Raw genomic sequence first — 25,798 nt, 5'->3', positions numbered from 1 at the left:
TACATTAAACATTACAGTATGAACAAACGCTCAGCCATAGCTTTCCTCTCATTTTTGTTTTTTATCCTACCTGTTTACAGTCAAACAAATGCAAATGGAATTATAGAAGGTAGAATCATCAATCAAGAAACCAACGAACCTATACCTTTTGCTTCACTTGCAATATGGGGCACCAGTATTGGAACCATCAGCGACCTCGATGGCCGATTTATTTTTACCGGCATAGCACCGGGCTATGTGCAGGTGGCAGCCACTTCAATTGGCTTTAGCGAATACCTTTCTGAGTCTTTCCTGGTAACCAATGCTAACAAAGCCTTTATCGAGGTGCCTCTTACCGAGGTAGACATTAAAATCGAGGAGGTAGTGGTAAAAGCATCTCCTTACAGAAAAAAAGAAGAGAGCCCACTTTCGTTGCAACGCATAGGAATTGAGCAAATAGAAAAAAACCCAGGGGGCAACCGCGATGTTTCAAAAGTAATTCAATCGCTTCCGGGTGTAGGATCGGGTGTTTCGTTCCGCAACGATGTTATTGTGCGTGGAGGTGGGCCTAACGAAAACACTTTTATACTCGACGGAGTGGAAATACCTACCATTAACCACTTTGCCACACAAGGGGCTTCGGGTGGTCCGGTTGGCATTATCAATGTGGACTTTGTGCGTGAGATAAACTTTTATTCGGGTGCCTTTCCGGCTAACTTAGGTAATTCGCTCAGCTCGGTGATTGAAATGCGACAAATAGATGCCAATCCGGACAAATTTAAATTCAAAGGTTCTGTGGGTTCGTCTGATCTTGCTTTCACCCTCAATGGACCAGTTTCTCCCAACACCGGCATCATATTTTCAGCACGCCGTTCTTATCTTCAATTTTTGTTTGCCGCTTTGGAATTACCGTTTTTACCTACTTATAACGACTTTCAGTTTAAAAGTAAAACCCGTATAAACGAGAAAAACGAGATTACCTTTATCGGTCTTGGAGCCATAGATCAATTTGTATTAAACGAATCAGCCAATAAAACACCAGAACAAAAATTCCTTCTGGGCACCTTACCGGTAAACGAACAGTGGAACTACACTGTAGGCGCAGTTTACAAGCACTTTCAAAAAAATGGGTTCTATAACCTGGTATTAAGCCGAAACTACCTCAACAATGTATCTTACAAATATTTCGACAACAACGAATCGAATCCGAAACAGTTTGACTATAAATCAGCAGAAATTGAAAACAAAATTCGTTTGGAAAGAAACGTTAACTTTAAAAATAATCTTAAAATAAACTATGGCCTTGGCGGTAGCTATGCCAAATACTTCAATAATACGGAGGCAAATATTTATCTCAACGAAGGATTAACTCCCGTGATTTACGAGACCTACATCGACATGTTCCATTATTCAATTTTCGGTCTTGTTAGCCGTTCGTTCCTTAAAAACAGGTTGTCGTTGGCGGCCGGAGTGCGAGCCGACGGTAGCTCCTATTCGCCAGATATGAGTAATCCTTTGGATCAACTTTCACCACGCGTTTCTGCTTCCTACTCTCTTACTCAAAAGTGGGCACTTAATTTCAGCACAGGCAGATACTATCAGAGACCTCCTTACACTGCCATGGGCTATAAAGACACAAACAATGTACTTGTGAACGAACAAAACGGGCTTAAATACATGCAGAGCAACCAAATAAACTCAGGCATCGAATTCAGGCCCAACGTCGAATCACTAATATCCTTGGAAGGTTTTTACAAAGCCTATTCCGACTATCCATTCTCTTTGCGCGATTCCATTCCACTCTCTACCAAAGGAGGCGATTTTGGCACCTTTGGCGACGAAGAACTGACACCTGTTTCGGAGGGTCGTGCTTTTGGTTTCGAAGTACTGGCCCGCTCTCAAAGCATCCTTAATTTTAATTTTATTCTGGCTTACACCTTTGTTCATAGTGAATTCAAAGACTTACGCAGCGATTTTGAAAACAACTACATCGCCTCATCATGGGATAACGTTCACCTTCTTAACCTTACAGGAACGCGCACCTTTAAAGGTAACTGGTATTTCGGCTTTAAATGGAGGTTGGTTGGTGGCGCACCTTATACCGACTACGATTACGATAAATCATCCATTAAAGAAGCCTGGGATGCCAAAGGGGGGCCGTATCTTGACTATTCAAGGTTCAACCAGCTTCGCTTCAGCACGTTTCATCAATTGGATATTCGTGTAGACAAGGAATATTTCTACAACAAGTGGTCGCTTAACATTTACCTCGACATACAGAATGTCTATAACTTTAAAAGCGAACAGCAGGATTTGCTTTTGCGCCGCTCCTTTGTTGAACCTGGCTACGATGATACTTATACCGATGCAGGAGGTATTGAAAGATATGAATTAGTTAATTTACCTTCGGAGGGAGGCGGCACGATCTTACCGACTGTGGGTATTATAATTGAATTTTAATTTTGTTGGATATGAAAATGCGCATCTCTGAACTGATTTCCATGACATTATTTGCTGCAAGCATGTTGCTTTTGCTGACAAACCAATATAGTTGCAGCACGTCTAAAATTCCGACCGTATACCCAGTCGATACACTCAGCACCAATGTGAATAACCAGGGAGCTGCGCTTTCCATCTATTTCGAAAGAGGAATAACACACAACCACCCTTTGATGGCTATATGGATTACCGACACCAATAACCGTTACATCGAAACGCTTTACGTGGCAAAGAGCATTGCAAAAGGAGTGTTTGAACATGGCGATAAAAGCACAGGAAAATGGCTTGCAGGTGCGCTCCGCAGACCCGCCGCACTTCCTGTTTGGGCTCACAATCGTGGAGTACGTGAAACCGATGGATTGTATATTCCCACTCAGGAAACTCCTATGCCCGATGCCGTAACAGGAGCCACACCTGCCAATAATTTCGTACTTAATACCAGACTCACCAAAGAGTCGCCCCAGGTAATTGATGTCTATTTCGAAATAAACCAACCTTGGGACTGGAACGAATACTGGACTACTACCCTGCATCCCGAAGATGCTGAATACAAAACATCTTGTCAGCCGGCATTGGTTTATAAAACCCGTATCGAATTAAATAATCCTCAACAGCAATATGTTTTTGAACTAATTGGACACAGCAAATTCAATGGATCCAGTGGGGATATATTTCCCGACCTCTCCACCATTACCACTGCAAAAGATATTGCCGCTAAAATTGAAGCAAGGTTAATTCAATAACATTCGTTACCGAAATGAGATGACGCATATCATCGCCTATGAATAGATAAATATTCTCGCGTATCGTATCTATATGTTAAATTTCCAGCATGAAACGATACTTCAACCCTATGGGCCTTTATTCTTATATTCTTGCAGTATTACTTTTCTTTTTTCCGGTTACCATCTATTGCCAGTCAGATATAACTCAGCTTGAGCAAAAAGTAACAGAATATGCCTCTGCCGGAAATAAGGTGGAACAAGCTTCGGCCTTAAACAAACTTGCTCTTTTGTTATGGCAAAGTGGCGAGCTCGATGCTGCCGTTTCACGCTTCGACGAATCTCTTCAAATTAACACAGAACTAAAGAACGCCAATGCCCAGCGTATTATTCACGGATACCTTGGATTAATTTACCTCGAAAAGGAAGACTATTCTCTCGCTGTGAAAAACTTTTCGAAATCGATAGAACTGGGCGAAGCCAAAGGACGGAAACAAGATTTGGTTACTGATTATTACAATCTGGCACTCGCTTATCAGGGCATGGGGAACTTTGTAAAATCGAATGAGCAAGCACATATTTCACTAGAGCTTTCGCTTGAGAGCAATAACCTTAAATCGACCAAGAGCAATTACCTTTTATTGGCAGAGAACAGCGAAAAACAAGGAAATAACAAATTGTCTGCTGAATATTACGAACAATACAATGCCCTCACACGCCACCTTCAAAAGGAGCAAATGCAGACCCTAGAGGCTGAAAAAAACCAGATTGCCTCGCAGATAGAAAGAAAAGAACACGAGTTGCGCTCCGCACTCGACACCCTCGACGAAGTAATGGCTACCAACAGGGCCATTCAGCTTCAGCAGGACCTGCGAGAAGCCCAGATACGCGAAGAGCAAGCCATAATCCGTGCCCGCGAACAATTGCGCAAATCGCAAATATTTTACCTTACCATTGCCCTGGGACTATTTATGTCGGTGCTTATTCTTCTGGTAATACAAAGCCGCCTTCGAAAGCGAAACAATACACGCCTAAAGGAACAAAATGCTGAAATCGAAAAACAAAAACTCGAAATCGAAAAACAACGCGACCTGGCGAATAAGCAGCGCAAAAACCTCACCGATAGTATTCAATATGCCCGACGCATTCAATCTGCTGTGATACCCAGGCAGGAATCGTTGCACAACAATTTTAACGATTCGTTTATATTTTACCAGCCACGCGATATTGTGAGCGGCGATTTTTATTGGTTTGCACGAAAAGATAACATTTTTGTGATTGCAGCAGCCGACTGCACTGGACATGGCGTACCCGGAGCCTTTATGAGCATGCTCGGTGTAGCCTACCTGAACGAAATTGTAAATAAAATCGCCATCAACATTCATATCAATGCCTTAAATGCCGATGACATACTAAACCAATTACGGGAGAAAATAATCGATTCCCTACATCAGTCAGAAAACCTCCGCGACCCGAAAGACGGCATGGATATAGCCCTTTGCATCATCGATTTTGAAAAGAAAAGAATGCAGTTTTCAGGAGCCTATAATCCGCTCATTTTAATCAGAAAAGGCGAATTGATGCACCATGCAGGCGATAAAATGCCTGTAAGCTACCATACTCGCAGGGACATTCCTTTTAGCCGAAAGGTCATCGATCTGAAAGAAAACGACTGTATCTACCTTTTTACCGATGGATTTATTGACCAGTTTGGTGGGAAAGATGGTCAAAAGTTTCTGATGAAAAATTTTACTGCCCTGCTTCAATCGATGCATCATAAACCCATGCAGGAGCAGAAAGAAATATTGAAAAACACCTTCGACTCATGGAAAGGTGAGTATACCCAGATAGACGATGTGCTGGTGATAGGTTTCCGCTTTGTTACTGCCTTGGCCGATCGCACCAGCGACTGGCAGAGCAAAACAGTGCTCATCGCAGAAGATACCGATATCAACTTCTTCCTTATGGCTGAGGTTTTGAAAAAAACAAAAGTCAAACTTCTGAGGGTGAAAAATGGCGCCGAAGCGGTTGAACTTGTAAAATCAAACCACGTCGATCTGGTGCTGATGGATATCAACATGCCAACTATGGATGGTTATGAGGCTACAAAACTGATAAAGGAGTTTAGGTCCGAAATACCAATAATTATACAGACAGCTATACACGAAGATGGCTACGAACGAGCCATGAAGGCTGGCGCCAACGATTTTATAGCCAAGCCTATTGACCTTAAATTATTTATGGAAAAAATTGCTAACTTTTTAAACTGATATTTACCCTATGAAAGCTCTATTTATTGAAGGGAAAGAAGATACTCCACAGATTAATTTCGATCCGGAGAAAGGAGTGTTTGAACTTACAGGCCGCTCCCTGCCTGAAGATACCCTTAGCTTTTATGGTCCTGTTTACGAATGGCTCGAAGAATATATTCAACAAGCCAATGACGAAACCAACCTGAAGCTTAAAATCGATTATTTTAATTCGGCCTCGCACAAAGCAGTAAACGAAATACTCCAGATTTTTTCGAAATTACCTGAGAAAGGAAAAAATGTTACGGTCTTTTGGCATTACCTCGATGAGGATGAAGACATGCACGAATCAGGCATCGATTTTCAGGATCTTACAGGTTTGAGTTTTGTATTTAAAAGCTATTCCCTTTAAGCTTCCGTATTTATTCTTAAATGGTTATATTTAACAAAACAATTAATACAGCCAAGCCTATGTTGAGGTACCGATTCTATTTAATAATAGCCATTGCCATGCCCTGCCTGATGCAGGCCCAGCAGAAGCCATCCTTCGAAAAAAAAACTTATGTATCTCCTGAAGGTAAACTTTTTATACAAAAAGATCTTGGTTTGTATTTATGGCTTTCGACTTCTGCCGACGAAAGTTCGAAAAAATACAAATTAGAAAGCAAGGAAACAGCACCTTATGCCAACCCTATGTACCTCGATACAGACGGGTTCAATTCATTCCGCTCGCCCTCGGCAGTAGATCCTGTAACCAGAAAAACTATTTACCCGATACAAGATGTTGTTTTTGAGGTTTATGCCGATGGCAGCTCGCCAAAAACATCCATTTCTTATGGCGAATCTGGCACCTTTGTGAGCGAAGGGAAAACGTACCTGATGGGAAATGCGAAAGTTACTTTTAAGGCGATCGATGATCAATCTGGCATTGAAAATATCTACTATTCACTGGATGGAAAAGAATTTTTACCTTATACTCAACCTATTTCCTTCAGTTCGGAGAAAGAATATATTTTGAAATATTTCTCGGTAGATATGGTTGGAAATGATGAGCCTGTGCACGAAATAAGCCTGGTATACGACAATTCTGCTCCTACCTCTTCACGCACCATCAGTGCCGATGAGCACAACAACATTCTATCGGCACGATCTCAAATTATTCTTAAAGCAGAAGACAAAGGAATAGGGCTTAAAAAGATTGTTTACAAAATCAATGAAGGTGCCGAGCAAAGTTACCTGCAACCCATTTATGCTGCTTCTCTCCCGCAGGGCGAACATACACTTACTTACTATTCTCTTGACAAAGTAGGTAATAAGGAAAATCTTCAGACTTACAATTTTTATGTCGATAAAACCCCGCCAACCATTATCGAAGAAATAGTTGGAAAAAGCTTTTTTGCCAATGGCAAAGAGTTTTCGTCGGGCAAAACACAATTAAAGCTTACAGCGTTTGACAACAAAGCCGGAGTAAAAGAAATTTACTACTCCATCAACAATGGCGAATATCTCTTGTACACCAAGCCTGTTTTTCTTACACAAGCCTCGGGTACGCTCAACATTAAAACATATGCAGTGGATAACGTCAACAACAAATCAGTTGCCCAGTTGGCCAACGAAAAAGCTTCAATACCTTATATCGATCTTTCGGGTCCGACACTTGGCCAGTTTATTTCTAATCCCACTTTTAAAACGCGCGATACCGTATTTGTAAGCTCAAAAACCAAATTGAGCCTGAGTGCACGCGATCTTGAAGCTGGGGTAAACCGGATCGAATATAGTATCAATGGCGCCACTTCAGAAATTTACGAAAAACCCTTCACGCTTCAGAACGAGGGTGTACATACAATCAGTTTTGTTGGCTACGATGAGGTAGAAAATACCAGCTCAGGTTCATTCATGGTAAAAGTTGATAACGAAGGACCTTCGATTAGTTATCAGTTCAGCACCTCGATTATTGGCAGCACTGCAAACGGCAATGTTTACCCCACACATGTAATATTATTCCTCTCTGGTACCGACAAGGTTACTGGTCTTGAAAACATAAAGTATTCTTTTGCCGATGGCATTCAAAAAGCTTATGTGGCGCCTATTACCGGGCTAACACCCGGTGTAAAAACCATCACCATTGTGGCTACTGACAAACTGGGCAACTCCACTCAACAGGAAATAAAGTTTGAAATAAAATGAAGCCCTGAAGCAAATCATTTTAATAGCCTCCCCGATATCGGGGAGGCTTTTTTATTCCCTTTCATTGAACCTTTGGAGAAAACTGTTGTTTAATATTCGTTATTTATATTCAGTCTAAATTAAATCTTAAAACAACACCTTATGGCCTTTGAATTACCAAAACTCGATTATGCGTACAATGCACTCGAACCGCACATTGATGCCCGTACCATGGAGATACACCATACCAAGCATCATGCAGCCTACACCACTAATCTGAACAACGCCCTCAACGGTACCGAATGGGCTTCAAAAAACATAGAAGCGATTTTAGAAAACATTTCGAAACAACCCATGGCCGTGCGCAATAACGGGGGTGGATTTTATAACCACAACTTGTTCTGGAAAATTATGGGACCCAATGGCGGAGGAGCTCCTACTGGAAAAATACTTGATGCCATTAACAAATATTTCGGGTCGTTCGAAAAATTTAAAGAACAATTTTCTGCAGCTGCTGCTACCCGTTTTGGGTCGGGTTGGGCCTGGCTGGTGCAAACCAAAGATGGCCTTGTAGTTTCTTCTACTCCCAACCAGGATAATCCTCTAATGGATATTGCAGAAGTAAAAGGCAATCCGATTTTAGGCCTCGATGTGTGGGAACATGCTTATTACCTGCACTACCAAAACCGGAGGCCAGACTATATTTCTGCCTTCTGGAATGTGATTAACTGGAATGAAGTGGCAGCCAGGTTGAAATAGAAAAATTCTAATCCGTCAACATTCAGCTTAAATTCCCCTTCAGTTTAATCCTGTGGGGGAATTAAATTTTTTTTACCCTATACAAAGCCCTGAAAAGAATAAACATCGTGAGATCATAGAGGTTGAGTTCAATTCGTATATTTTTCGTAAATTTATTTGTAAACCAAACTATTTAAGGCTATGATAATGGAAACCTTTGGCAGCCTGGTAAAAGAGGAACAATTAAAAACCGTTGAGGCGGGCATCATACCTAACACACTTGTACTTGAAAACCTTGAACCCTTTCCGGGCTATTACGGAGCACAACCTACTGACCGAATTCCAGACTCCTTTTTTCTGATTATCACACAGAAAGAATCGACTGAAAAGATTCTGCGACTTACGCATATCATTAAAAACAATACCAACATTGAATTCGAGGGAAGCCCGGGCCGTATTTGCATTTATAACGATACGTATCACTGCATCCGCATCAGGGGAATAGAAGACTATACCCTTTTGGCAGTGATACAAAATTATTACCGCGATGCAGGCATCAGTTTCATGAAAAAGAAAAAAATTGATGCCCCGGGTATCATACAGATAAAGAAAATATTCCCGATTGAAAAAATCGATGACATCATTTTTAAAGATGCCGAGCGTGATATGTATTACCTGCGAATCGACAAGCAAGTAAGTTGGAGCCATTTTAAAAAAGTTACCGGACAGGTAAAGAATAACCTCCAGTCGGCAGGTTTTGATGCAGCGCTTGCTGTGGTGTATACCCGTGAGGTGATGGACCTTATCCGCATTTATGGAAAAGATATTCAGATAAAAACCCTGCACGAAATACACCGCAAATACTCCGAGTTTCTTGCAAAATCAATTTATGAGGTGAACCCCTGATTTGTTTCTGAGATTTCCGAGTAATTAGAAGCTTTCCTTTTGTTCTGAAAAAGATTAAAGCTCTTTTACATAAATAGTCTTTATGTTGACAAATTCGAGGAGACCAAAACGCGAAAGCTCGCGGCCATAGCCCGATTTTTTAGTTCCGCCAAAAGGCAGGCGTGGGTCGGACTTCACCAGAGAATTCACAAACACAGCTCCATCCTCGAACAAAGGCGCCAATGAAAGTGCCCGCCCGACATCGTTGGTAATAATGGAAACTCCTAATCCGAAGGCTGAATGGTTCGATAGCTCAACCGCTTGTAAATCGTTCTCGACAGCCATTAATGGTATTACCGGACCAAAAACTTCTTCGTCGAACACCGGCATTCCGGGTTTTACATCAGCAAGCACAGTGGGTGCATAAAAAGCATCATTTTTAAACCCACCACAAAGTAGCTTTGCCCCCTGAGCAAGAGAAGCATTCACCTGTTTTTCAACCTCATCGGCCTGCCAATTTCCAGCCAGGGGTCCAATTTCTGTGGAAGGATTAAGGGGATCTCCAGTTTTTAGGCTACTAACTTTCTCAACCAGAAGTTGGGTAAATTCGGGAAAAACCTCACGACGCACAAAAAACCTTTTAGCCGCAATGCAACTTTGCCCGGCATTCATCATGCGGGCAGCCACTGCGATATCCACTGCCTTTTTTAAATCGGCATCTTCAAGCACAATCAAGGCATTGCTTCCACCCAGTTCGAGCACAGTTTTTTTTATACAATTGCCCGCCACAGCAGCAACAGCTGCCCCTGCCTGTTCGCTGCCAGTAAGTGTTACGGCCTTTATACGAAAATCCTCTATTAAAGCTTGCACTTTCGACGAACCCATTACCAGCGAAGAAAAAACCCCTTGGGACAAACCCGCATCAGAAAAAAGCTTTTCGATGGCAAGTGCACATCCCTGCACATTCGAAGCATGTTTTAACAAGCACACATTGCCAGCCATAAGTGTGGGTGCTAAAAACCGAAATACCTGCCAGAAAGGGTAGTTCCATGGCATGATGCCCAATACGATGCCAAGAGGTTCGAATTCTACCCTACTCAGGTAAGCGTCTGTTTTTATTTCTTCGGCTTGTAAAAAAGTAGATGCATTTTCGGCGTAATACTCACAAATCCAGGCACACTTTTCAATCTCAGCTTCTGCTTCCCGAACCGGCTTTCCCATTTCAGTGCTTATCAACACTGACAGTTTTTGTTTATCGGCGCGTAAACGATTGGCTGTGGCTATTAATTTTTCAGCACGTAGTGGGATAGATACCTTACTCCAACTTTTAAAAGCTTCGAGTGATTGATCCAGGCTTTGCTGAAGCTGGCGATCAGAAATTTCATCGTATTCGGCAATAAGCTGCTGATTGAAGGGATTGAGGCTTTGAAGTTTCATAGCGGTGATTTTTTCAAACTTAATGAAGTATGCCCATAATGAAAAGAACAGAAATCAGAGATGCTCAAAAACAAGGTTTATTTATCGCTTGTTTTTCTGTAAGTTTGGTCAAATGAAAACCCTGACAGTCGTATTCTTTGCCAGCTGGAAATTTGCCCTCACCTTTCCGCTGGCCATTTATTGCATGCATATGAGCATGGCCGAAACCCTTTTTTACATCAATTTGGGTGGAGCTCTTGGGGTGCTTTTCTTTGCCTTTTTATCGAAACAAATTCTAGTTTTCTGGAGAAAAAAAATAGAACCTATTTTATTTCCCGGAAGAAGAAAGAAACCCATTATGACGACATATAATCGAAAACTGGTAAAATATAAAAATAAATATGGTCTTGCAGGAATTGTAGTTTTAAACCCTTTGGTTCTTTCGATACCTGTGAGCACCTTTTTAATCATGCGATTTTACGGGCACAAGCTCCGAAACCTGGGCTGGTTAATTGCAGGACAAGTTGCATGGTCGGTGGTTTATTCTGTTTTCTATTTCTATGTAAAACAAAACCTGCCCATCTGGTTTTAGGCTACTATTTTTTTATAACTTCATGCAATAAGTAAGAATTTTTCCCGTCGAACTAAGGGTAAAATATCAATTATTTGTGTCACCATTAAAACCAGCACTATGCATCTCAGAAAAGCGTATCTTCTGCTTCCATTAATATCATTGCTGTTTCTTACAGACATCAAAGCCCAAAAAATCCCGGCAGGAGGTTCCCTTATCTATAACCTTCAAACCAGGGGATTCGGAGTTGGAGCCCGTGCCGAGTTTGAAATAAAACAAGTTGACCTTTTGGAAGGAATTTACCTTGTTCCGCAGGTAGCTTATTTTCCGGGTTTCAATACCATTCACGAATTTTATGCAGGTTCGAGCTTGCACCTGGGTGTTTATGCCACAAAAATGTTTAGGGTGTATGCACTCACTAACCTGTCGTACAATGGGTGGATTAACCATGATGAATCGGCTGCTTCAAACGCCAAATTCTCCAACCTTCAATTCGACCTGGGTGCCGGAATAAGTGGCACGAAATGCTGGCGGCCATTTTTCGAATACCGCTATAACCTTAAATGGAAAGAAGCCAGTCTGCATCTTGGCTTGCTTTATGTCTTCAACTGCAACCAGCGTGGCATGGTACCTTGTTCCGATATTCCTGATGCTCCGAAATTTTAACAAAAAAAATATTCGCATGAAAACTTATCTATCGGCTGTAAAATTTGCGGCCTGCTTTTTAGCCCTTGTCCTTATCGCATTTTCTTCCTGCTCTTCGGAGCGCATTGAGCCTGAAAATAATCTTGTAGAATACGAAGATGCTACTGAATACCTCGAATCGAAAAAGGCCCAGGAACAGGAGTATGAAATTACTGAAGAGGGTGATGGTCCGTTAGTATGCCAACAAGGAACAAAAATATGGCTATCGAATAGCTTGCTCATGTACCCAAATGGCGACAGCGTAGATTTTCCGTACACCATTAAAGTAATAGAGCTGTATACACCTGCAGACTATATTTATTATCAAATGCCCTCAGTATCTGGCTCAGTATTGCTAAGCACCTTGGGTGAAATACGTGTACGTGCTTATAAGGACAATGTAGAACTGGTTTTGAGACCCGAAAAAACATGGCGGATAGAAGTACCCTCAGACGAAGACATCAACGACCTGCTTTGTTATTATGGCAATGCAGCTGAGAGCAAGGTGAACTGGGCGAATCTGCACCAAACACCCTTCGACTCTGTGGCAGAGGGTTACCAGGCAGATGCCAAAGCTTTAGGATGGCTGGCCTGTTCGAAAGATGCCATTGGAGCCCTGGAAACCACCACCATCGGTTTTTATTCGGACAGTATCAGCCTTTCGAACCTTCAGATATTCATCTACCTGCCTGGTGTAAATGGAATTACTCAGGTTTCGGGCACCAATTCCATACCCGTGCCTGTGGATGAAACAGCCAGGATTATTGTAATTGGCCGCCAGGGCGAGCAACTTTATTGTTTCCATGAGGAAATTGAAACCGCCCCGGAAAACAATATCGAAGTAAGCCTTGAGCCTATCAGTGAGGCAGAACTGACAGCCCTGCTGAATGCGCTTTAAAACGAATGGCACATTGGTGTAATTGATGGATTCAATTCGACAGATTATTAAAACAATCATTTTTGCGAATCCAGGCCTGGGTTGATTCATAAATGATTAGCCCATATTATACCGGTTACAAGCTTATTTTATATTTTGCCCACGCTCACCCATCTTCCGATAACCGTCGGAACCCCTAAAGGAGATGAGCCACACGCGAAGCATAATGTGAATGTTGGTTAAAAAAAACAAATGCTTGATATTATGATTAATACAAACCAATATTTAATTTCCAGGCACGATAAAGAGCATTCATTATTCATAATTATTATGTCATAAAATGTTTTCGATTAAGAAAAACTCTGGTGATGGTCTGAATTATCGGGTTTTTAGGTTGTGACAAGCCTCCCGGGGTTAATGGTTAACTGTATGCCTTTGGTTTTACTCTATAAGCCTATGGCTATTTGTTAAAACGCGGAGGCAGAATTTAAAAACCCTTTGGCTATTTGTAAAAGTGCGAAGGCAAAATGTAAAAACCCTTTGTCTTTTTGTTAAAACGCGGAGGCAGAATGTAAAAACCCTCTGGCTATTTGTAAAAGCGCGGAGGCAGAATGTAAAAACCCTCTGGCTATTTGTAAAAGTGCGGAGGCAAAATGTAAAAACCCTTTGACTATATGTAAAAGCGCGGAGGTAGAATGTAAAATGCCTTTAGGAAAATGAAGAAGCACTTTTAAATAATGCAAAAGCCCTCGAAGTATATGAAAAATGCCTCTTGCTAAAAGGCAAAGTGCTTAGGCAAAATTTAAAAGTGCTAAGATTTAAGCGTAATTACCTGAGATTGGTAAACTTTAGCCCGCCAATTTGTTTGAATTGAGGGCTTGAGGCACCAAAAACTGACTTCACATAAGCCTTTGCATCGCCGGCAGCATCATATATACCCGACGGATTATGGTACAGCACTTCGTTACGGGCAATACGGGCATTGTTTAAGGTAACAGAGGCTGCGACAACGGCTGCATTGCTTGAGTTTAAAGCGGTATACAAAGCCGTGAGGCCGGTCACTGTTAACTCGGTTTCGTTGGGTGCATACACCGCATTGCTTGCCAGGAGTTTAATGAGTTTATCGAAATTGTCGAGGCGGTTGTCATAACTCATTTGTGAGGCCGAAGACTCTTTTACCGTTTTACCCGCCGCAGCTTTTAGCTGTTTTTCTTCGTCGCTTAGTTTTGCCGAAGCGCGGCCACCCTGAATTTTGCGTGCCAGTGATTTGGCACTGTCGATTGTTTGAGCGCTAGCCCCGGAGGCTTTTAGAGCATTGCTTACACGTGTAATGAATTTGCTTAAAGGAGCAAAAGCAATTTCGCGTGCAGCAATGGCATTGGTGTAGGCCGACAAAGCTGAATTGACCGCAGCCATGGCAGTTTTGGAACGTGCAGAGAGCGATTGTAAAGCCGGCAGCGCAATGGCTGCATTGGAGGGGTTGTAGGCTGTGCCATAATCCGATACAAAAGAGATTAAGACATCGAGGTTGGCCACATTTTTTGCATGGCCGGTTTCTACGGTACTTGCCATAATAATAGACTTAAGGGTTAGAAATGAGGGAACTATCGTGTTGAAAATTATGAAATTGGAAAAGGAAAAAAAATATTGCGTGCTGAAAAAAAATTAACAAGTTATTCACCTAGCCTTTGTTTTGTTTTTTTGAGGGAGGGAAAAAGGGACTGGATGGCTGCAAAGAGCAGAGCTTTTTTGAAATAAGGGCACGAGTTGAAAACGTGCAGTGGGTGGATTTTTAGGGTAAGGAATTTTTTTGTAAGTTGGGGGTATTATCGGGTTGGCAGCAATTATAAAAAAAATGAATACTTCCAAGAATAAGGATTTTGTATTTGAAGAAGATGATTATTTATGGAAATACCTTGATTTACATAAATTTTTCTATTTTATTATACATAAAAACCTTGTTTTTACCAGATTGGACAGGTTTGAAGATCCATTAGAAGGACTTCCTGATAAAATTTTAAGTATACTATCTATTTTGGAGATAGAACCTAATTCCAAAAAAGAATTAAATGATTCATTCACAGATGAACAAAAGGATGATTTTTTAATTAAACGCAGACACGATGAAAAATATGCAAATGAACAAATTGATTTATATCAAAAAATGCAATTTGCAAATTGTTGGTTTCTTAGTAGAAAGGAATCTTTTGCCATGTGGAATAATTACTCAAATAAAGATAGTGTCGCAATTAGATATAAACCTAATGATTTGCTTAAAATAGTATTGCCTTCTGCAAATAGCTATGTTCATGCGGATTTTCAAGAATTTGTTTATGGCCTTGTTGATTATGATGATATTTGGCCTTATAATCACTATAAGAAAAGCAGAAAAGATATAATATATACTGCTTTTAAAAAGGACAATAGCTATGAACACGAAAATGAATTTCGATTTTTAGTTGCAACAAATACAGAGTGTATAAATAAATACGATTCTTTTGAGTTGCCACTTGGTGATATAACAAAAGATGATTTTTGGATTTTTACAAATCCATATATGGACCAATGGAAATTTAATAACCTAAAACAGATGCTCAAAGATTATTCTATGGATAAAAAACTATATAAGTCAAAATTAAAAATAAAAAAATAACTGTTGGCAACATGCAGTATAGCCAATAAGGGTTTCAGAGGTATGTGAAGAGGTGAAACACGCTCTAACTTTTGTTTAACTTGATAGTAAATCGCCCGCAATGGGCAACTTTTCATACCGCCACCGTTAGCGGAATAGTTGGCAGTAAACCTGTATAAATTTGTTGAACCTTAAAAACTTAACGGCTAAGTATAGAAATGGCGAATAAAAAGTATTATGTTGTTTGGGTAGGAAGGCAAACAGGTATTTTTGATACTTGGGATGATTGCAATGCTCAAATATTTGGTTTTCCTAAAGCTATCTACAAATCTTTCAAAACAAGAGAATTAGCAGAGCTGGCTTTCCAGAGTTCAAGCAAAGAATTTATAGGTAAAGAAATATTTGAAACAGAGTTGACACCTGAACAACTATCTTTAATCGGAGAGCCCATTAAAGATAGTATTTCTGTTGATGGTGCGTGGAATACTGCAAATGGATTAGTTGAATATCAGGGAGTTCATACTGAAACGAAAAAGTTATTATTCAAAATTGGGCCATTAGAAGATGGAACAAATAATATTGTTGAGTTTTTAGCTATTGTTCATGCTTTGGCATATTGTAAACTACATAAATTAAACCTTCCAATTTATTCAGACAGTAGAAATGCAATTAGTTGGGTTAGAGATAAAGAAGTCAGAACCTATCATGAAAAGAGTGATAAGAATAAAAAATTATTTGAGCTCATTGATAGAGCCATCAAATGGTTAAATGAGAATAAATATGAGAATGATATTCTCAAATGGGAAACAAGAGCTTGGGGTGAGAACCCAGCAGATTTTGGAAGAAAATAACTTATATATTAAACCAATAATAAAAAAATTGACGACAACTATAAGAACCAATTTAGGCGCTTTAAATGATAAACAACGAGAAGCTGTTGTAAGCGAGGATAAGCGTTTACTGGTACTAGCTGGTGCAGGCTCAGGAAAGACTAAAACTCTTTTGCAAAAGCTCATTTACTTAATCGAAGAAAAAGGAGTAAGCCCTTCAAGTATACTGGCTATTACTTTCACCAAAAACGCGACCAACGAAATGATTGACCGACTTATCATCTCGACAGACGAAAGTGGTGTATATGAAAAGCAACTTTTTGACAAACGAAAAAGTATTGCAGACAAAGACAAAGAGCGATTTTTACAGCAGAAAAAATATACTTGGATTGACGGACTTACAATAAAAACTTTTCATAGTTTTTGTTATAGCGTTTTACGCAACTATGGTGTAAATGAATTTGATAACAAGTTCAAAATTATTGGTGATGAAAAACGTGATGAAGAAGATGAACTTTCAAAACACGTTGCACCCGTAACTGCTTTTGAAGTAATGCACAAACTTTTAATTGACGATTGTGAAAACACTGAATATCTATTAAAACTCAAACGCTACATACTTGATTATATCATTGACAAAATCCATTTAAAACAAGCAGACCCAAAATATATTCCGAAAGACGGAAAATATTTTTCGACACTCAATGGAACAAAAGTTCGTTCCAAATCAGAGCAGTTTATAGCAGACTGGTTTTATAGACATAGCATTAAGTATGAATATGAGCCACTTCTAAACGTAAAAGATTTTTCATTCCATCCAGACTTTTACATTCCTGACGCAAATCTTTACATTGAACATATCAGTGATAAAAGTTTTTCAACCAAAGACAAAGAAGAACAATTTCAAAAAGGAAATCTGTTGTTGGTGAAAACTTTTGAAAGCATGACAAAAGATTCTGCATTATTCAATCACACACTTGACAAAATTGTAAAAAATCGATTACCAGCCGACTATCACAAAACAATTTCTATAAACTTTAAAGAAGAATTTCACGGCTACCACGAAGATATAAAAGATTTTGTGCAACAGATTATGCGTATCACGGATATGATAAAAGTTGAAAATATCAATATTGACACCGTTTTAGAAAACGCAAGAAAAGACCAACACGAACGAGTTCGCAATTTTTATGAATTGGCAATTCCAATTGTTAAAAAATACATTCATTACTGTACAGATAAATCTTACCTTGATTTTAACGACTTAATTTCGCGCACCACTTCGTTATTTCAAAATCATAGCGATATTGCAAATAAATACAAAAGTAAATTCCAATACATTTTAGTTGACGAATTTCAAGATGTAAACAACTTGCAAGTTGAACTCATCAAATTGTTGCTTACTGACAATACACAGCTTTTTTGCGTAGGCGATGATTGGCAAAGTATTTACGGCTTCAGGGGTTCAAACGTTAGCTACATTGTAGAATTTGAAAAACATTTTTCAAACGCAAGGACAATTAAACTCAACTTAAATTATCGTAGCACACAAAACATTGTTGGTGCAAGTAATGAAGTTATCAAACACAACAAATTTAAAGTTGAGAAAGACGTTCAAGCATCAAAAAAATCCGAACATAAAATTGTTGTTTTTGCAGGTAACACAGAAGAAGAAAATATGCAATTTTGTTATGACAAAGTAAAAGAGTTATTAGATGAAGGGATAAACAATGACGAAATTTTATTTTTGTATAGACGAAGCAAAATGTATTCGCCATATTTTTTCAGATTTAAAAATGAAGACATTCGTGTTCAAAGCAAGACAATTCATGCTTCAAAAGGACTCGAAGCAAAAGTTGTTTTCATTATCGGCTTGACAGAGGGTAATGGTGGTTTCCCTGATATTTGGCTTGAAGACAGAATTTTTCAAGTGATTAAAAAAGCAAATCATGATTTGCTGATGGAGGAAGAAAGACGTTTGTTTTATGTTGCTATTACAAGAGCAAAAGACAAATTATTTTTAATCACACAAAAAGGCAACGAATCAAGTTTCTTGAAAGAAATCCCATCAGCCTATACAGTAAGGTCAACAAACGCAATTAAACAAGTAGTTGACAAAGTAATTCTATGCAACAATTGTTTTAGTCAATTGGAAAAACTTCATAAGTTTTGCCCATACTGCGGACAAAAAGTAGTCGAAGAAAATGAGGATAAGGAAAAATCATACACAGTTGATGAAATAAGAAAGACCTATGCTCAAGCTTATCAGCCATGGACAAAGGAAGATGACGATAAACTGGAACTATACTTTTGTGAAGGTAAAAAAGTGAAAGAACTAGCGCAAATATTTAGACGTAACGAGGGAGCAATAAATTCTCGCATAAAGAAACTTGACCTTAAAGAAAAGTACGAAAAATGATTTCTGAATATAAATCAGGAATTGCCCGAACACATAACAATGTATATGCAAAATAGGCGAAATAACAGTAGTTTCAATGGCTGTAGTCCGCTTCAAATTTGGAATACTTTAATAAGCTTGAAGCCCGCAATCGGCAACTTTAAATACGGCCAAACGTTAAGCCTAATTTAAAAAGTATGAAAAAAATAGAACAACTGGATGCCTTAATATTCATAGATACTAATATACTTCTTGATTTTTATCGAATACGAACAAGCGATGTTAGTTTAAAGTATTTAGAAAAGATTGAAGAAAATATGAATAGGTTAATTACAGGTGATCAAGTGGCAATGGAATACAAAAAAAATAGACAAAAAGTTATTCTTGAGTCACTTAGTAAATTTAAAAATCCAGATTGGAATTCCTTGACTCCTCCTGCTATTTTAAGTTCAGCACAACCTGTAAAAATAATAAATGATAAAAAGAAAGAAATTATTTCTCAGCAAAATAAACTAAAAACTCGTATTGAAGGTATACTAGCTAGACCTCAGTATAATGATGATGTTTACAAAGTTCTACAGCGCATATTTAAAAATAATTCAGAATATAATTTAGACAGAGAAAAAAAAGATCGTTTCAAAATTAGAAACCTTGCAAAAAAAAGATTTTTATTAGGTTATCCTCCTAGAAAAAAAGACGATAATTCAATAGGAGATGCAATAAATTGGGAATGGATAATAGAATGTGCCATTAGAAGTGGCAAAGACATTGTTTTGGTGTCCAGAGATACGGATTTTGGAGCATCATTTAATAATGAGTCATATTTGAATGATTGGCTTAAGCAAGAATTTTCGGAACGTGTAGGAAAGAAACGTAAAATCATATTGACTGATAAATTAGCATATGCATTTAAGCTTGTTGATATTGTTGTAACAAAAGCGATGGAAGAAGAGGAGGATCAAATAATTAAAAGTGAAAAAGGCAAATTGATTATGCCGAAAAACACAGAAACTGACTTTTTTGAGAGAATGAAAAAATACTTTGATAAAGATGAATAACTAGGCATAACAATGAATATACAAAATTGGCGCAACAGTAGTAAATTCAATGGTTGTAGCCCGCTTCAATCCCGAAGTAAATCGGAATGTAACTTGATAGGAAAACGCTCGCAAACGGCAACTAACCTTACCGCCAATGTTGGGCGCAAGTGGCCGAGAAAATCCGTCAAAAAAAATAGAATTAAAAATGATTGATGACAATTTAAATAAATCGGATTTAGAATGTATCGATATGTTGAAATATATCTTCAAAGATGCTTTACAATTTTATAATAAATTAGCACCAAATGGATTGATTAATTCAGAATATATCTTATTCTTACATCCCACGCCAGACCAGCAATTTGAGGAGTACATTAGAATAAACGACAACCTAAAACGGTTGACAAAAAACCCTAAAAAAGAGCAAAAACAAGTTGATATAAGCGATTTTAGACAAGATGAATTGACTGAATTATCAGAATACAATGAGTTTTTTTACATATTAGGACTTTCAACATATGATATATTTTCAAATAACCATGAAGTATTTGGAAATGACAATAAAATCTATGACTTCGGTTCTTTGAGAGGAAGTGGTAGATTTATTGCTGATTTTTTCAACAAACATTATCCAGATAATTCAGGAAAATATGACTACATGGATTTTTATATGGGGACAATCTGGATTAGAGAGAGAGGTAACCTGACACCTTTCTATGAATATATTTTCCAAAAATTAAAGGATTGGAAATGTGATTGGAAATATTCTTTTCCAAGAATGTTTTTAGTTGACCCGAAAAAAATATTTGATGATTCAAGTAATACCAAGATTGAGGAATATAAACCTGAGAAGGCAATACAAGAACAATTAGAATTATCGGACAAGGACAAACAAACTCAAAAGTTTCAGGATGAATTAGATAAGATTTATAATGAGGAATACGATGAAGCCAAATATAAACCTTTAAGCCAGATGGTTCAAGCTTATAAAAATATTTATGGTTTATTACCACAAGGACATCCTCAAAAAGAATTTGAATAATCACCAGCGCCCAACACATGGTATAGTGCATGCGGGTTTCAGCGGTTTGCAGGCGTTTGTATCACGTAAACAAAGGCAGCTGTAAACTGATAGATGATCAATCTGCCTAACCACCACAGCTCTCACGCGCAAACCGTTAGCAACAAGCTTGCATTATGCAACAACTTAAATAAACCAAAAGAAAAATAGCCATTGAGCAAATGTAAAAGTTTGGCAGCCCGTCCTTGCAGGTTTCGCGGCTCTGCAAAACACCTCGCCCGCCCTGCATAATTGTTTCATTAAGCTTCTGTTAAACAAAAAATAGTAACTTGTACGTATTAATAAAGCTTTATACACAACCATGAGCCTTTTTCAGAATTCCGTTGAAGTCAAATATTTAAATCAAATTGATTCGAAGCTACTCGATTCGAAGTTTGATGAATTTAAAGCATACTTTGGCAATCCTGCAATACAGGAAAACATTCGGAATAGCAAGGAAGAACAGTTTCAGGAAGGTTTTTTGAGGGAACTATTCGTTAAGATATTAGGTTACACACTCAACCCAAGTCCCAATTACAATTTAACAACAGAATACAAAAATATAAAGGATAGCAAAAAAGCCGACGGTGCAATAATTTCCACAAGAGGACATGTCCCCTTGGTTAAAGCCGTTATCGAACTAAAAGGCACCGATACTATTGATTTAGGTAAAATCGAAACTCAGGCATTCGGATATAAAAACAACCAGCCCGATTGTGTTTATGTTATCACTTCAAACTTCGAAAAGCTCCGGTTTTATATCGACAATGCCATTGAGCATATCGAATTTAATTTGTTTACCCTCACAAAGCAGGAGTTTCAATTGCTGTATTTGTGTTTGAGTTTTGCGAGCATTGAAAAAAACATACCTAAAAAGATAAAAGACGAATCGGTTAGTAAGGAAGACGATGTTACAAAGAAGCTGTATCAGGATTATTCATTATTCAAACGGGAATTGCACCAAAATTTAGTTGCACTAAATCCGCAATTCGACCCGCTTACACTTTTCAAAAAATCGCAGAAACTGTTAGACCGATTTTTATTCTTATTCTTTGCAGAAGACCGGCAGTTGCTGCCACCTAATTCTGTTCGTTTGGTGCTAAACGATTGGAAAGAATTGCAGGAGCGCGACGAGATTGTTCCGTTGTACGACCGGTTTAAAAAATACTTCGGATATCTCAATACAGGTTTCAAAGGAAAACGTTATGATGTTTTTGCATACAACGGCGGATTATTCCTGCCCGATGAAGTATTGGATAATGTAAAAATCAATGATGATTTATTGTTTAAGCATACCTGGAAACTCTCGGAATATAATTTTGTAAGTGAGGTTGATGTAAATATTCTCGGCCATATTTTCGAAAACTCACTGAATGAGTTAGAAGAGATAAACGCACAACTCGAAGGGAAGGAAGTCGATAAAACAAAAACCAAGCGTAAAAAGGATGGCGTTTTCTACACCCCAAAATACATAACAAAATACATTGTCGAAAATACGGTTGGTCGTTTGTGTGCAGAGAAAAAAACAGAACTTCAGATAAACGACGAAGACTATACAACCGATAAAAAACGACAACTTAAAACCAAGCAAGCTTTATTAGATAAACTTAATACCTATAGCAATTGGCTTTTGCAATTAACAATATGCGACCCTGCTTGTGGTTCCGGAGCTTTCTTAAACCAGGCATTAGACTTTTTAATTTCTGAACATCGGTATATCGATGAACTAAAAGCCAAATTATATGGAGTGCCAATGGTTTTGAGCGATATCCGTAAAAGCATTCTCGAAAACAATATTTTCGGTGTTGATATTAACGAAGAGAGCGTTGAAATTGCAAAACTCGCATTATGGTTACGCACTGCCGAACCAAATCGCAAACTCAACGATTTAAACAACAACATTAAATGCGGTAACTCCTTAATCGACGACCCTGCTGTTGCTGGCGATAAAGCCTTTAACTGGCAAAAGGAGTTTCCAAAGGTTTTTGTTGAAAAGGAAAAAAAGGCGTGGCACATAACAACTGCAACACATAATTCGCGCTATTCTCAACGAATGTTCGACAACCATGTTAAACTTGGAGAACCAGTTTGGCTGAGCGAAAAGGAAGAAATAATTGTTTCACAAACTCTTGCCGATATAGTAAAAAAAGACAAGCTAAATGTGCTGGCCTATAACATATGCGGCGACCACATGCACATCCTGCTCGTATGTGAAGAAAAAGAAGTGCCGAAAATAGTAGGTAAGATAAAAGCTATGTCTGCCCGGGCATGTAATATAGAAATGGGACGCACTATACCTATCGAGGAAACAACAAGGGAGCATGCTCCCTTGTCGAGAACCGGAACCGATACTTTCCCCTTGTCGGATATATCTGCTATATCTCCGTCGATAACTTCCTCGACCTTCTCGCCGGATAAGGCTTCGACAAGGGAGCATACTCCCTTGTCGAAAACCGGAACCTATACTGTCTCCTCGTCGGAAACCGATAGGGATAGGGATAGGGATAGGGAAACAAGGGGACATGTCCCCTTGTCCTATTCCGATTCCGATACCGATTCGGAAACCGAAACCGACTCCTCGTCGAAAAAAAATTCGAACTATACCGAAAAAGGCATAACACAGGCGCACCTGTGGACACAGAAATTCGGGTGCAAGGAAATAACTTCCGATGAACAACTGAACAATACCCTAGCCTATATACAAAACAACCGTAACAAGCACGAGTTGCCTTTCAACAAGGGGCTGCAACCCCTTATCGATGAAATTTGCTGTACGACCGAACACGCTTTCCGCACCGAATATGGCGGCGGCTTTGATGTAATAATTGGTAATCCGCCTTATGGAGCAACTTTTAATGACGAGGAAAAGAAATATATTTCGAATTTTAAAACATATAAGTATAGGTTTGAGAGTTATGTTTATTTTTATGAAATAGCACTTAGAATTTCTAAAAACTCAGGTTTTATTGGATATATTACACCTGAACTTTGGTTAAGTTTAGAAAATTGTGAGCCGTTAAGAAGTTTTATCTTTTCAAATTCTGATTTATTAGAGCTTTCTATCATTGGTGAAAATGTTTTCAATGATGCTGTTGTAAATACTGTTATTGCAATAATTTATAATGGGAAAAAGCATAATGAATTTACTATTATAAAAAATGGCATTAAGTCGATTTATTTATATGATGATTGGAAGCAAGCTAGGTTGCTAGCAATTGACTATAGGATAACAAAGATTGAACAAAAAATAATTGAAAAGATAGAAAGGAATTCGATTAATCTTAAAGAATTCGGTGAGGTTATACAAGGTATAACGCCTTATGATAAATATCGGGGACAAGATAGTGAATTAATAAAAAGCAGAGGTTACCATTTTAACTTTAAAAAAGATGATACTTGTGGAAAATGGTTAAAAGGTGAAGATTTAAATAGATATTCATTATCATGGAGTGGAGAATGGTTGAGTTATGGAGAATGGCTAGCTGCGCCAAGAGAAAAAAAATACTTTGAAGGCTATAGAATACTTTTTAGAGAGATACCCGGAAAAAATAGAAGAATTCAAGCTGTTATAACTAATGAAACAAGCTATTATGGGCATAGTATTACACCGTTTATATTAAACGATAGAGATAATATAGATATACTAAAAAAAATCCTATGTATAGTTAATTCTAAAACTTTAAGTTGGTACGGAGGTTTAAAACTTTCAAATTTTGGAAAAGAAATTTTCCCAAAATTAAATCCTCAAGACATCAAATTGTTACCAATCTGTATTGATATTAAGTCTACTATGGAACCCATGAGTGAAAAAGCAGACTTAACATTAACTTTAATTAATGAATTGCAAGAATTATCACAAAAATTCCAACGCACCATCCAGCGCAAGTTCAATTTAGAAGAATTACCTGCAAAACTTCAGGATTGGTATTTATTATCCTATTCAGGTTTTATAAAAGAACTAGCGAAAAAGAAAATAAAACTCTCGCTTTCCGAAGAGGCAGAATGGGAAACTTACTTTCAGGAAGAATCGAAAAAAGCATTGGAAATTAAAACCAAAATCGAAATCACCGACAAAGAAATCGACCAAATGGTTTATAAGCTTTATGATTTAACTCCAGAAGAAATAGAAATAATTGAAAACAGCATAAAATAGCCGTCATGACCCAAGAAACCGCCATAAAATTATTCGAGCAAAAGCAAATCCGCTCAGTTTGGAAGGATGAGGATGAAAAATGGTATTTTTCAATAATAGATGTTATTGAAGTTTTAACTGGTACTGACCGCCCACGCAAATATTGGAGCGACCTAAAAGTCAAGTTGAAGAAGGAAGGTAGTGAGTTGTCCGAAAAAATCGGACAACTGAAATTAGAATCCTCAGATGGTAAATTTTACAACACCGATGTTGCCGATACCGAACAACTTTTCCGGTTAATACAAAGCATTCCTTCGCCCAAAGCTGAGCCCTTTAAAATGTGGCTGGCACAGGTTGGCCGTGAGCGTATTGATGAGATTGAAGACCCCGAACTGGGCATAGACCGTTTAATGGAAACTTACCTGCGTAAAGGATATAGCAAAGAGTGGATAAACCAGCGTTTAAAAAGTATTGAAGTCCGCAAAGAATTAACCGATGAGTGGGATAACCGAGGCGTACAAAAAGGTCAAGAATATGCAATATTAACAGATGAAATTACAAAAGCTTGGAGCGGTTATACAACCAAGCAATACAAGAGCCTGAAGGCTTTGAAAAAAGAGAACTTACGTGACCATATGACAAATCTTGAACTGGTGCTGAATATGCTTGCTGAAGCTACAACCACTGAAATTTCAAAAGAAAAGAAACCGAAAACATTTAAAGATAATACACGGATTGCCCGACAAGGCGGGACAATTGCCGGAAACACGAGAAGGGAAATTGAGGAAAAAACCGGAAAAAGGGTTGTAACGCCCCAGAATGCAAAACAGCTAGATAAAAAGAAAAACAAAGAAATTGATGATTAATGCTTGCAATGCCATAGCAAAGCAGAAATTCAATTCAGTAAAATTGATTGTTCA

General features: G+C 38.5%; 19 protein-coding genes. 17 read left to right on the top strand and 2 right to left on the bottom strand.

Annotated elements, in window-relative coordinates:
- Window positions 1-18: 18 nt before the first annotated feature.
- The 7 genes from IPM71_09635 to IPM71_09605 all read left to right on the top strand — a co-directional run bounded on the left by IPM71_09635 (window position 19) and on the right by IPM71_09605 (window position 9,259).
- A complete protein-coding gene (locus IPM71_09635) occupies window positions 19-2,439 on the top strand; it encodes a TonB-dependent receptor (protein ID QQS49876.1) in 2,421 nt (806 codons plus the stop codon).
- Between the two features lie 11 nt (window positions 2,440-2,450).
- Entirely contained in the window at window positions 2,451-3,221 is a 771-nt protein-coding gene (locus IPM71_09630) for a hypothetical protein (GenBank protein QQS49875.1), read from the top strand.
- A gap of 89 nt (window positions 3,222-3,310) precedes the next feature.
- Window positions 3,311-5,470 carry a response regulator gene (locus IPM71_09625; GenBank protein ID QQS49874.1) on the top strand — a complete coding sequence of 720 codons (2,160 nt, stop codon included), beginning with the start codon at window positions 3,311-3,313 and terminating at the stop codon, window positions 5,468-5,470.
- 10 nt (window positions 5,471-5,480) lie between these two features.
- Window positions 5,481-5,861: a DUF1987 domain-containing protein gene (locus tag IPM71_09620; GenBank protein QQS49873.1), complete on the top strand. Its 381-nt coding sequence runs from the start codon at window positions 5,481-5,483 to the stop codon at window positions 5,859-5,861.
- Window positions 5,862-5,920: 59 nt separating this feature from the next.
- Window positions 5,921-7,636 (top strand): hypothetical protein, encoded by a 1,716-nt coding sequence (locus IPM71_09615; protein ID QQS49872.1) that lies wholly within the window; start codon window positions 5,921-5,923, stop codon window positions 7,634-7,636.
- 141 nt (window positions 7,637-7,777) lie between these two features.
- Window positions 7,778-8,374 carry a superoxide dismutase gene (locus IPM71_09610; protein QQS49871.1) on the top strand — a complete coding sequence of 199 codons (597 nt, stop codon included), beginning with the start codon at window positions 7,778-7,780 and terminating at the stop codon, window positions 8,372-8,374.
- A 180-nt stretch (window positions 8,375-8,554) separates the two neighbouring features.
- On the top strand, window positions 8,555-9,259 hold the full coding sequence (locus IPM71_09605) for a hypothetical protein (protein QQS49870.1): 705 nt from the start codon (window positions 8,555-8,557) through the stop codon (window positions 9,257-9,259).
- A 54-nt stretch (window positions 9,260-9,313) separates the two neighbouring features.
- Here the strand turns inward: IPM71_09605 and IPM71_09600 are convergent, their stop codons facing one another.
- A complete protein-coding gene (locus IPM71_09600) occupies window positions 9,314-10,675 on the bottom strand; it encodes an NAD-dependent succinate-semialdehyde dehydrogenase (protein ID QQS49869.1) in 1,362 nt (453 codons plus the stop codon).
- 112 nt (window positions 10,676-10,787) lie between these two features.
- On the opposite strand from IPM71_09600, the gene IPM71_09595 reads away from it, so the two are divergent.
- The 3 genes from IPM71_09595 to IPM71_09585 all read left to right on the top strand — a co-directional run bounded on the left by IPM71_09595 (window position 10,788) and on the right by IPM71_09585 (window position 12,807).
- Window positions 10,788-11,246: a hypothetical protein gene (locus tag IPM71_09595; GenBank protein QQS49868.1), complete on the top strand. Its 459-nt coding sequence runs from the start codon at window positions 10,788-10,790 to the stop codon at window positions 11,244-11,246.
- A gap of 99 nt (window positions 11,247-11,345) precedes the next feature.
- The gene (locus tag IPM71_09590; GenBank protein ID QQS49867.1) at window positions 11,346-11,891 is read left to right on the top strand and encodes a hypothetical protein; all 546 of its coding nucleotides are present in this window, start codon (window positions 11,346-11,348) and stop codon (window positions 11,889-11,891) included.
- A 16-nt stretch (window positions 11,892-11,907) separates the two neighbouring features.
- Window positions 11,908-12,807 carry a hypothetical protein gene (locus tag IPM71_09585; protein QQS49866.1) on the top strand — a complete coding sequence of 300 codons (900 nt, stop codon included), beginning with the start codon at window positions 11,908-11,910 and terminating at the stop codon, window positions 12,805-12,807.
- An 807-nt stretch (window positions 12,808-13,614) separates the two neighbouring features.
- Here IPM71_09585 and IPM71_09580 read toward each other — a convergent pair.
- Complete coding sequence (locus IPM71_09580) at window positions 13,615-14,358, bottom strand: hypothetical protein (protein ID QQS49865.1); 744 nt, start codon at window positions 14,356-14,358, stop codon at window positions 13,615-13,617.
- A 283-nt stretch (window positions 14,359-14,641) separates the two neighbouring features.
- Here IPM71_09580 and IPM71_09575 point away from each other — a divergent pair, with 283 nt between their 5' ends.
- The 7 genes from IPM71_09575 (at window position 14,642) to IPM71_09545 (ending at window position 25,744) form a co-directional block, all read left to right on the top strand.
- Complete coding sequence (locus tag IPM71_09575; GenBank protein QQS49864.1) at window positions 14,642-15,439, top strand: hypothetical protein; 798 nt, start codon at window positions 14,642-14,644, stop codon at window positions 15,437-15,439.
- Between the two features lie 197 nt (window positions 15,440-15,636).
- Window positions 15,637-16,269 carry a ribonuclease H family protein gene (locus tag IPM71_09570; GenBank protein QQS49863.1) on the top strand — a complete coding sequence of 211 codons (633 nt, stop codon included), beginning with the start codon at window positions 15,637-15,639 and terminating at the stop codon, window positions 16,267-16,269.
- The gene (locus tag IPM71_09565) at window positions 16,205-18,667 is read left to right on the top strand and encodes an ATP-dependent helicase (protein QQS52812.1); all 2,463 of its coding nucleotides are present in this window, start codon (window positions 16,205-16,207) and stop codon (window positions 18,665-18,667) included. The genes IPM71_09570 and IPM71_09565 overlap by 65 nt, the downstream gene beginning before the upstream one ends.
- A gap of 176 nt (window positions 18,668-18,843) precedes the next feature.
- Window positions 18,844-19,704 (top strand): DUF4935 domain-containing protein, encoded by an 861-nt coding sequence (locus IPM71_09560; GenBank protein QQS49862.1) that lies wholly within the window; start codon window positions 18,844-18,846, stop codon window positions 19,702-19,704.
- A gap of 136 nt (window positions 19,705-19,840) precedes the next feature.
- Window positions 19,841-20,728, top strand: coding sequence for a hypothetical protein (locus IPM71_09555; GenBank protein ID QQS49861.1), 888 nt, complete (start codon window positions 19,841-19,843; stop codon window positions 20,726-20,728).
- A 340-nt stretch (window positions 20,729-21,068) separates the two neighbouring features.
- Window positions 21,069-24,899 (top strand): N-6 DNA methylase, encoded by a 3,831-nt coding sequence (locus IPM71_09550; GenBank protein QQS49860.1) that lies wholly within the window; start codon window positions 21,069-21,071, stop codon window positions 24,897-24,899.
- Window positions 24,900-24,904: 5 nt separating this feature from the next.
- On the top strand, window positions 24,905-25,744 hold the full coding sequence (locus tag IPM71_09545) for a Bro-N domain-containing protein (GenBank protein QQS49859.1): 840 nt from the start codon (window positions 24,905-24,907) through the stop codon (window positions 25,742-25,744).
- The last annotated feature ends 54 nt before the right edge of the window (window positions 25,745-25,798 follow it).

The organism is Bacteroidota bacterium (assembly GCA_016699695.1).
Lineage (GTDB): Bacteria > Bacteroidota > Bacteroidia > Bacteroidales > UBA10428 > UBA10428.
The sequence above is the reverse complement of the archived record's forward strand: the minus strand, read 5'-3'. Positions and strand labels throughout refer to the sequence as shown.

Coding starts and splice junctions, on each gene's coding strand:
- IPM71_09545 (QQS49859.1), top strand. CDS start 24,905: ATGACCCAAGAAACCGCCATAAAATTATTCGAGCAAAAGCAAATCCGC.
- IPM71_09565 (QQS52812.1), top strand. CDS start 16,205: ATGATATTCTCAAATGGGAAACAAGAGCTTGGGGTGAGAACCCAGCAG.
- IPM71_09550 (QQS49860.1), top strand. CDS start 21,069: ATGAGCCTTTTTCAGAATTCCGTTGAAGTCAAATATTTAAATCAAATT.
- IPM71_09615 (QQS49872.1), top strand. CDS start 5,921: ATGTTGAGGTACCGATTCTATTTAATAATAGCCATTGCCATGCCCTGC.
- IPM71_09600 (QQS49869.1), bottom strand. CDS start 10,675: ATGAAACTTCAAAGCCTCAATCCCTTCAATCAGCAGCTTATTGCCGAA.
- IPM71_09630 (QQS49875.1), top strand. CDS start 2,451: ATGAAAATGCGCATCTCTGAACTGATTTCCATGACATTATTTGCTGCA.
- IPM71_09575 (QQS49864.1), top strand. CDS start 14,642: ATGAATACTTCCAAGAATAAGGATTTTGTATTTGAAGAAGATGATTAT.
- IPM71_09605 (QQS49870.1), top strand. CDS start 8,555: ATGATAATGGAAACCTTTGGCAGCCTGGTAAAAGAGGAACAATTAAAA.
- IPM71_09635 (QQS49876.1), top strand. CDS start 19: ATGAACAAACGCTCAGCCATAGCTTTCCTCTCATTTTTGTTTTTTATC.
- IPM71_09610 (QQS49871.1), top strand. CDS start 7,778: ATGGCCTTTGAATTACCAAAACTCGATTATGCGTACAATGCACTCGAA.
- IPM71_09595 (QQS49868.1), top strand. CDS start 10,788: ATGAAAACCCTGACAGTCGTATTCTTTGCCAGCTGGAAATTTGCCCTC.
- IPM71_09585 (QQS49866.1), top strand. CDS start 11,908: ATGAAAACTTATCTATCGGCTGTAAAATTTGCGGCCTGCTTTTTAGCC.
- IPM71_09625 (QQS49874.1), top strand. CDS start 3,311: ATGAAACGATACTTCAACCCTATGGGCCTTTATTCTTATATTCTTGCA.
- IPM71_09590 (QQS49867.1), top strand. CDS start 11,346: ATGCATCTCAGAAAAGCGTATCTTCTGCTTCCATTAATATCATTGCTG.
- IPM71_09620 (QQS49873.1), top strand. CDS start 5,481: ATGAAAGCTCTATTTATTGAAGGGAAAGAAGATACTCCACAGATTAAT.
- IPM71_09555 (QQS49861.1), top strand. CDS start 19,841: ATGTTGGGCGCAAGTGGCCGAGAAAATCCGTCAAAAAAAATAGAATTA.
- IPM71_09560 (QQS49862.1), top strand. CDS start 18,844: ATGAAAAAAATAGAACAACTGGATGCCTTAATATTCATAGATACTAAT.
- IPM71_09570 (QQS49863.1), top strand. CDS start 15,637: ATGGCGAATAAAAAGTATTATGTTGTTTGGGTAGGAAGGCAAACAGGT.
- IPM71_09580 (QQS49865.1), bottom strand. CDS start 14,358: ATGGCAAGTACCGTAGAAACCGGCCATGCAAAAAATGTGGCCAACCTC.